An 8,528-nucleotide genomic window follows, 5' to 3' on the forward strand; every position below is an offset into this window, starting at 1 on the left:
TCCTGGCCTCGGCCATTGAGCCCTTGCGCATGGCCAACCAGCTGGCCGGCCGGGAGCTCTACCGCTGGTTCACCCTGAGCCTTGATGGCGAGCCCATCTCCGCCAGCGATGGCCTCAAGGTCACGCCGGATGCGGCGACAACGGTGCCGCTGGCGCTGGACATGGTGATGGTATGTGGCGGAGTCGGCCCGGCGCGTACCGTACAGCGCGAGCATGTCGCCTGGCTGCAGGGCCAGGCTCGCCTCTCCCGTCGGCTGGGGGGCATCTGCACAGGCAGCTGGGCGCTGGCCAAGGCGGGGCTGCTGGATGGCTACGAGACCAGCATCCATTGGGAGTGCCTGGCCGCCATGCAGGAGTCCTTTCCCCGGGCCATGCTGACTACCCGGCTGTTCTCCATCGACCGCGACAGGGCGACGGCCTCTGGCGGGACCGCTCCCCTGGACATGATGCTGACCCTGATCGGGCGGGATTATGGCCGCGAGCTCGCGGCGGGGATTTCCGAGATGTTCATCTGTGACCGCGTGCGTGGGGAGCAGGACCTCCAGCGGGTGCCGCTCAAGCATATCCTCGGCACGACCCAGCCCAAGCTGCTGGAGATCGTGGCGCTCATGGAAGCCAACCTGGAGGAGCCCATCGGGCTCGAGGAACTGGCGGCCTATGTCGACGTGTCGCGTCGCCAGCTCGAACGGCTCTTCCAGAAATACCTGCTCTGTTCGCCGTCGCGCTACTACCTCAAGCTCCGGCTGACCCGCGCCCGCCAGCTGCTCAAGCAGACCTCGATCTCGATCATCGAGGTGGCCTCGGCCTGCGGCTTCGTATCCACCCCGCATTTCTCGAAGTGCTACCGGGAGTTCTTCGGCCAGCCGCCCCGAGACGAACGGCTGGGCGCGAGTCTGGCCAGGGCGCCGGTGCCGCCGCTCTTCGATCAGGCGGGGGTCAACCTGGAGCTGTTGGCCTTCGAGGCCTATCCGGCCGAGCCGGTCTCCTCGGCCGTCAAGGCCCTCGACCAGGCGCGCGGCGAGCCGACCTACGCCAGCGTCCTGCTGCGCTCCTGACCACTGCCTCCCCGGCATCTTCTGCAGCATCGAGCACCCTGCCGGCCCGTCACGGGCCGGCAGGGTGCCTTCGCGCGTCGCAGGCGCAACAGTCATGACGTTTTTGGGATTCTCGTCGTCGTTTCCAGGCGCCGAGCCAGGGTGGGCCGGCGCTATGCTGCCGGCAAGTCAATATCATTGCCGGAGTGACCTGTATGACCCCGAGAGAGCTTCACGACGACGCCATCGTTATCGACGGACTGATCATCGCCAAGTGGAACCGCGAGCTGTTCGAGGACATGCGTCGCGGCGGCCTCACCGCCGCCAACTGCACCGTCTCGGTGTGGGAGGGCTTCCAGGCCACCGTCGACAATATCGTCAAGTCCAGCCAGCTGATGGCCGAGTGCAGCGACCTGGTGCGCCCGGTGCGTACCACGGCGGATATCACCCGGGCCAAGGAGGAGGGCAAGACCGGTATCCTCTTCGGTTTCCAGAATGCCCATGCCTTCGAGGATCAGATCGGCTACGTGGAGGTCTTCAAGCAGCTGGGCGTGGGCATCGTGCAGCTGTGCTACAACACCCAGAACCTGGTGGGCACCGGCTGCTACGAGCGTGACGGCGGGCTCTCCGGCTTCGGCCGCGAGATCGTCGCCGAGATGAACCGCGTCGGTATCATGTGCGACCTCTCCCACGTCGGTTCGAAGACCTCGGAAGAGGTGATCCTCGAGTCCAGCAAGCCGGTCTGCTACTCCCACTGCCTGCCCTCCGGGCTCAAGGAGCACCCGCGCAACAAGTCCGATGAGGAACTGAAGTTCATCGCCGAGCACGGCGGCTTCGTCGGCGTGACCATGTTCACCCCCTTCCTGCGCGCCGGTGTCGACGCCACCGTCGATGACTACGTCGAGGCCATCGAGTACGTGATGAATATCGTCGGCGAGGACGCCATCGGTATCGGCACCGACTTTACCCAGGGCCACGGCCAGGATTTCTTCGAGTGGCTGACCCACGACAAGGGCTATGCCCGTCGCCTGACCCGCTTCGGCAAGATCGTCAATCCCGAGGGCATCCGCACCATCGGCGAGTTCCCCAACCTGACCGAGGCGTTGCTGCGCCGCGGTTTCAGCGAGTCGCAGACACGCAAGATCATGGGCGAGAACTGGGTGCGTGTACTCAAGGATGTCTGGGGCGAGTGATACTAAGGCTGCCCGGTAGCGAGGAGCGCCGGGGGCAGGCCGAAGAGGAGGTCCGATTCCAGGGAAGGAATCGGTAGCGTACAGGGATGTATTCACAGCGCCTCCTCGTAGGCCTGCCGCCGGATCAGCTCTGAGCGTTGCCGCTCAAGCGATGATCTTGCCTGCAACGCCATAACAATCATCAAGTTTCAAGGAATAAGACCGTGACCAAGATGGCCCCTGAACTGCCCATCGAAGTGGATAGCGAGACCGGCGTCTGGACCACCGATGCGCTGCCCATGCTCTACGTGCCGCGCCACTTCTTCATCAACAACCATGTCGCCGTCGAGGAGGCGCTGGGCGCCGAGACGTACGCCGAGGTCCTCTACCACGCCGGCTACAAGAGCGCCTGGCACTGGTGCGAAAAAGAGGCCGAATGCCATGGTCTGGAGGGCGAAGCGGTGTTCGAGCACTACATGACGCGGCTTTCCCAGCGCGGCTGGGGCAGGTTCATCACCGAGGCGACCGACCTCGAGGCGGGAACCTGCCGGGTGCGCCTGGAGCATAGCGCCTTCGTCTACCAGCTGGGCAAGGTGGGTCGCAAGGTGGAGTACATTTTCACCGGCTGGTTCGCCGGCGCCATGGACCAGATCCTCGCTGCCCGGGGCAGCGACCTGCGCACCGTCGCCGAGCAGACCCAGAGCGGAGCTGAGCAAGGTTGCGACGTGGGCTATTTCGAAGTCAAGCCGCTGACCGGTGCCGCCCACTAACCCCGGGACGAGGAGAGATAATCATGGCATTCGAGGCACTCTTCGAGCCGATCCAGATCGGCAAGCTGACCATCCGTAACCGCGTGGTGAGTACCGCCCACGCCGAGGTGCACGCCACCGACGGCGGCATGACCACCGAGCGCTATGTTCGGTATTACGAGGAGAAGGCCAGGGGGGGCTGTGGTCTCGCCATCTGTGGCGGCTCCTCGGTGGTCTCCATCGATAGCCCCCAGGGCTGGTGGAGCTCGGTGAACCTCTCCACCGACCGGATCATCCCGCACTTCCAGAATCTCGCCGACGCCGTCCACAAGCACGGCGGCAAGATCATGATCCAGATCACCCACATGGGGCGCCGTTCGCGCTGGGACGGCTACGACTGGTCGACCCTGCTGTCGCCCTCCGGCATCCGCGAACCGGTGCACCGCTCCACCTGCAAGACCATCGAGGAGGAGGAGATCCGGCGCATCATCGGTGATTTCGCCCAGGCCGCGCGCCGGGCCAAGGCAGGTGGCCTCGATGGCGTCGAACTCTCTGCCGTGCACCAGCACCTGATCGACCAGTTCTGGAGCCCGCGGGTCAACAAGCGCGAGGACCAGTGGGGCGGCAGCTTCGAGAACCGTATGCGCTTCGGCATGGAGGTGCTCAAGGCGGTGCGCGCCGAGGTCGGCGACGACTTCGTGGTGGGCATGCGCATCTGCGGTGACGAGTTCCACCCGGACGGCCTCTCCCACGAGGACATGAAGCAGATCGCCGCCTACTACGATGCTACCGGCATGGTGGACTTCTTCGGCGTGATCGGCTCCGGCTGCGACACCCACAACACCCTGGCCAACGTCATTCCCAACATGTCCTATCCGCCTGAGCCCTTCCTGCACCTGGCGGCGGGCATCAAGGAAGTGGTCGGCGTGCCGGTGATCCACGCCCAGAACATCAAGGACCCCAACCAGGCACAGCGCATCCTCGAGGGTGGCTATGTGGACCTGGTGGGCATGACCCGGGCGCATATCGCCGACCCGCACCTGATCGCCAAGATCAAGATGGGCCAGATCGACCAGATCAAGCAGTGCGTGGGCGCCAACTACTGCATCGACCGCCAGTACCAGGGCCTGGACGTGCTGTGCATCCAGAATGCTGCCACCTCCCGGGAGTACATGGGCCTGCCGCATATCATCGAGAAGTCCGAGGGGCCCAAGCGCCGCGTGGTGGTGGTCGGCGGTGGCCCCGGCGGCATGGAGGCGGCCAAGGTGGCGGCCGAGCGCGGCCATGACGTCACCCTGTTCGAGGCCGCCGAGGCCCTGGGCGGGCAGATCACCATCGCCGCCCAGGCCCCGCAGCGCGATCAGATCGCCGGCATTACCCGCTGGTACCAGCTGGAGCTCGCGCGGCTCAAGGTCGACCTACGCCTGGGCACCCGCGCCGATGAGGCCACGATCCAGGATCTGCGCCCGGATATCGTGGTGCTGGCCACCGGCGGGCAACCGTTCATGGATCAGTATCCCGAGTGGGGCTACGCGGAAAACCCCGAGGAGAGCCTGGTGGTGAGCAGCTGGGACATCCTTTCCGGCAAGGTGGCCCCGGGCAAGAACGTGCTGGTGTATGACGCGATCTGTGAGTTCTCGGGCGTTTCGGTGGCGGATTTTCTTGCCGACAAGGGCGCCAAGGTGGAGATCGTCACCGACGATATCAAGCCGGGCGCGGCGGTGGGCGGCACCACCTTCCCGACCTACTACCGCAGCCTCTACGAGAAGGAGGTGATCATGACCTCCGACCTGATGCTGCACAAGGTCTACCGCGAGGGCGACGACCTGGTGGCGGTGCTCGAGAACGAGTACACCGGGGCACTGGAGGAACGGGTGGTCGACCAGGTGGTGGTGGAGAACGGCGTGCGTCCCGACGAGGCGCTGTACTACGCCCTCAAGGACCAGTCTCGCAACAAGGGCCAGGTGGACCTGGAGGCGCTCTATGCCATCCAGCCCCAGCCCTGTCTGAGCGAGGCGGGGGGCGGCTTCCTGCTGTTCCGCCTGGGCGACTGCACGGCGCCGCGTAATACCCATGCGGCCATCTATGACGCCCTGCGGATCTGCAAGGACTTCTGAGAGAAAGCTATTGCGCTCGGCTAGGCGTTGTTGAAGTTCGGCTCGTCATACTCATGGAGCAACCAGTTCACTCCGCTGACTCGCCGAACTTCGCCTAGCCTGGCCGTCGCTCATGACGCTTCCACTGCGCCGGACTCTTTTCAGTCCCGTATAACAACTAACAGCCTGCGAGGTGAGCGACATGCTCGAGACCCTGCTGCCGATATTGATCTTCGCGGCCCTGGCCATGGCGGCGCTCGGCGCCTGGCGGCGAGTTCGCCTGTGGCGCCAGGGGCGACCCTCCGTCGTGCCGCTGCTCAAGGGGCTGGCCGCCCTGCCGCGCCGCTATCTGGTGGACCTGCACCATGTGGTAGCGCGCGACAAGATGATCTCCCGTACCCACGTAGCCACCGCCGGTGGCTTTGTGGCCGCCGCCGTGCTGATGATCCTGGTGCATGGCTTCGGGCTAGGCTCTTCAGAAGGACTGGGGGGCATCCTGGGCTGGCCGCTGCTGGCGGCCAGCGCAGTGATGTTCGTCGGCAGCCTGTTCGTGGCCCGGCGCCGGCGCAATCCGCCCGCCCGGCTCTCCAAGGGCCCCTGGATGCGCCTGCCGAAAAGCCTGATGGCCTTTTCGCTGGGCGTCTTCCTGATCACCCTGCCGACGGTGGGCGTGTTACCCGAGGACTTCGGCAACTGGATCCTGGCGTTGGCGCTGGCCGCCGTGGTGGTCTGGGGCCTGGGCGAGATGGTCGTCGGCATGACCTGGGGCGGGCCCATGAAGCACGCCTTCGCCGGCGCCCTGCACCTGGCCTTCCATCGCCGCCCGGAGCGCTTTTCCAGCAAGGCGGGAGGAGAGGGGCGCTCCACCGGCCTCAAGGCGCTGAATCTGGATGATGAGACGGCGCCACTGGGCGTGGAAAAGCCCAGCGACTTCACCTGGAACCAGCTGCTGGGCTTCGACGCCTGCGTGCAGTGCGGCCGCTGTGAGGCGGTCTGCCCGGCCTTTGCTGCCGGCCAGCCGCTCAACCCCAAGAAGCTGATCCAGGACATGGTGGTGGGCCTGGCCGGGGGAAGCGATGCCAAATACGCCGGCAGTCCCCACCCTTCACAAGGGCTTGGCGGCAAGCCGGTGGGCGAGCACCATGGCGATCCCCATGGGACTATCGTGGCTCGCGAAAGCAAGGCCCTGGTGGACGCCGAGACCCTGTGGTCCTGCACCACCTGCCGCGCCTGCGTGGAGGAGTGCCCGATGATGATCGAGCACGTGGACGCCATCGTCGATATGCGTCGCTTCCTGACCCTGGAGCGGGGCCAGACCCCCAACAAGGGCGCCGAGGTGCTCGACAACCTGATCGCCACCGACAACCCCGGCGGCTTCGAGCCCGGCTCACGGCTGCACTGGGCGGCCGACCTCAACCTGCCACTGATCGCCGACCTGCAGCAGGTCGATGTCCTGCTGTGGCTCGGCGACGGCGCCTTCGACATGCGCAATCAGCGCACCCTGCGGGCGCTGGTGAAGGTGCTGCGCGCGGCAGGGGTCGACTTCGCGGTGCTGGGCAAGGAGGAGCGGGACAGCGGCGACGTGGCGCGGCGCCTGGGCGACGAGGCGACCTTCCAGTCGCTGGCCCGACGCAATATCGCGACCCTCGCGAAGTACCGCTTCCAGCATATCGTCACCTGCGATCCACACAGCTTCCATGTTCTGGGCAACGAGTATGGCGAGCTCGGCGGCCACTACCGCGTCTTCCACCACAGCACCTATATCGCCGAGCTGTACGACGCCGGCCGCCTCGCCTTCCGGCCCTGGAAGGGCGGGCGCGTGACCTACCATGATCCCTGCTACCTCGGTCGCTACAACGGCGAGTACGAGGCGCCGCGTCGGGTCCTCGAGGCGCTCGGCATCCAGGTCACCGAGATGGAGCGCTCCGGCTTCCGTTCGCGCTGCTGCGGCGGCGGGGGCGGGGCGCCGATCACCGATATTCCCGGTGAGCGGCGGATTCCCGATATGCGCATGAACGATGTCAAGGAGACCGGCGCCGAGCTGGTGGCGGTGGGCTGTCCCCAGTGCACCGCCATGCTCGAGGGGGTGGTGGACAATCCCGCCGAGGTGCGCGATATCGCCGAGCTGGTGGCCGACGCCCTGGTGGCACGTCCGGCCGCCGAGTCGGTCTATGCGGCCCGCCGGCCCGCCGGCAAGACGGCCGCCGAGGAGGTGATCTGATGAGCGAGATTCGTCGTCGCGACCCACGCCACGAGTGGATCGCCCGTAACCGCCTGCACCCCGAGCACGCCAGCGTACTCGCCGCCCTTGGAGAAACCGGGGGGCGTGGGGCCGCCAGCGAGTGGCTAGGCCCCAACGGGGTGATCCGCAGGAACCCCCGCGCCATCGGCTTTATCGGCCCCAATGGCGTCAAGCGCATCGACCGCAGCGGCGCCCAGCAGGGCGGTCAGGCCGCGGCCTCGACCACAAGCGCCGCCCGCCATGTGGCCCAGGATAGCCGCCGCCGGGTGGAGATTTCCGAGCCAGCCTTTCTGGTGGCGGTGGTGCCGGAGCTCTCCGGCGGCCGCCTCTCCGGTCACGACAAGGACCTGCTGGGGCTGGCCCGGCGCCTGGCCGATGCCGACCCGGAGCGTCCCGGCGCCGTGCTGGCGGTGATATTTGGGCAGCACAAGGGCGAGGGGGGCGGCGAGCTGAAAGAGCAGGGCTTCGGTGAGGCGGGCATCGATCGCCTGCTGCACCTGGAGGACGAAGCCTACGCCGGCTTCGCCCCCGAGGCGCGCCTCGCGGCGCTGGCCGCCGTGGAGCGAGAGCTGGCGCCCCGCCACTGGCTGCTCCCCGATTCACCCCTTGGCGGGGCCGACCTGGGCCGGCGTCTGGCGCTGCGCCTGGGCGAGCGCCCCGCCACCGGGGTCTGGCAGATCGAGGTCGATGGCGCCGCTCCCTTGGGCTGGCGCTGTACCGCCCGCGGCGCGGCGGAGAGCCTGGATATCCAGCGGCTCCTGCCGCGGGTCGCCCTGGCGCTCGCCGAGTGTGCCGAACCGGTGGACGAGACCCGTCACGCCGCCGAGCCGCTGGCGCTTGCTATCGAGCCGCCCGCGACCCTGTCACGCATCGAGGACCTGGGGCAGGTGGCGGTGGATCCCGCCGGGGTGGCCCTGGCCGAGGCGGAGTTCATCGTCTCCGGCGGCAACGGCGTCAAAGACTGGGACGGCTTCCACCACGCCGCCACGGCGCTGGGGGCCACCGAAGGCGCCTCGCGGGTGGCAGTGGACGACGGCTTCATGGCGCGGCACCGCCAGGTGGGCGCCACCGGCACCTGGGTCACCGCCCGGGTCTACCTGGCGGTGGGCATCAGTGGCGCCATCCAGCACCTGCAGGGCATCCAGAGCTGCGACAAGGTGGTGGCCATCAACCTCGACCCGGGATGCGACATGATCAAGCGCGCCGACCTGGCGGTGATCGGCGATAGCGCAGAG

Annotated in this window: 6 protein-coding genes; all 6 read left to right on the plus strand. The window is 67.1% G+C overall.

Annotated features, from left to right (window positions below; translation table 11 throughout):
* The coding region (locus IBX53_RS12945; RefSeq protein WP_290909892.1) for a GlxA family transcriptional regulator at positions 1 to 1,055 on the plus strand (1,055 nt) is incomplete at its 5' end.
* A 194-nt stretch (positions 1,056 to 1,249) separates the two neighbouring features.
* Positions 1,250 to 2,227, plus strand: coding sequence for a dipeptidase (locus IBX53_RS12950; protein ID WP_290909894.1), 978 nt, complete (start codon positions 1,250 to 1,252; stop codon positions 2,225 to 2,227).
* A gap of 203 nt (positions 2,228 to 2,430) precedes the next feature.
* Positions 2,431 to 2,976 carry a DUF5943 domain-containing protein gene (locus tag IBX53_RS12955; RefSeq protein WP_290909895.1) on the plus strand — a complete coding sequence of 182 codons (546 nt, stop codon included), beginning with the start codon at positions 2,431 to 2,433 and terminating at the stop codon, positions 2,974 to 2,976.
* A gap of 23 nt (positions 2,977 to 2,999) precedes the next feature.
* Positions 3,000 to 5,072 (plus strand): dimethylglycine demethylation protein DgcA, encoded by a 2,073-nt coding sequence (dgcA, locus tag IBX53_RS12960; protein WP_290909897.1) that lies wholly within the window; start codon positions 3,000 to 3,002, stop codon positions 5,070 to 5,072.
* A 181-nt stretch (positions 5,073 to 5,253) separates the two neighbouring features.
* A complete protein-coding gene (locus IBX53_RS12965; RefSeq protein WP_290909898.1) occupies positions 5,254 to 7,272 on the plus strand; it encodes a (Fe-S)-binding protein in 2,019 nt (672 codons plus the stop codon).
* On the plus strand, positions 7,272 to 8,528 hold a 1,257-nt coding region (locus IBX53_RS12970; RefSeq protein WP_290909900.1), incomplete at its 3' end, for an electron transfer flavoprotein subunit alpha/FixB family protein. The genes IBX53_RS12965 and IBX53_RS12970, both read left to right, overlap by 1 nt.

Origin of the sequence: Halomonas sp. (assembly GCF_014859505.1) — a bacterium.
Lineage (GTDB): Bacteria > Pseudomonadota > Gammaproteobacteria > Pseudomonadales > Halomonadaceae > Halomonas.

Bases quoted from the DNA above. Each gene is read 5' to 3' on its own strand.
- dgcA (WP_290909897.1), top strand. From the start codon at position 3,000: ATGGCATTCGAGGCACTCTTCGAGCCGATCCAGATCGGCAAGCTGACC.
- IBX53_RS12965 (WP_290909898.1), top strand. From the start codon at position 5,254: ATGCTCGAGACCCTGCTGCCGATATTGATCTTCGCGGCCCTGGCCATG.
- IBX53_RS12950 (WP_290909894.1), top strand. From the start codon at position 1,250: ATGACCCCGAGAGAGCTTCACGACGACGCCATCGTTATCGACGGACTG.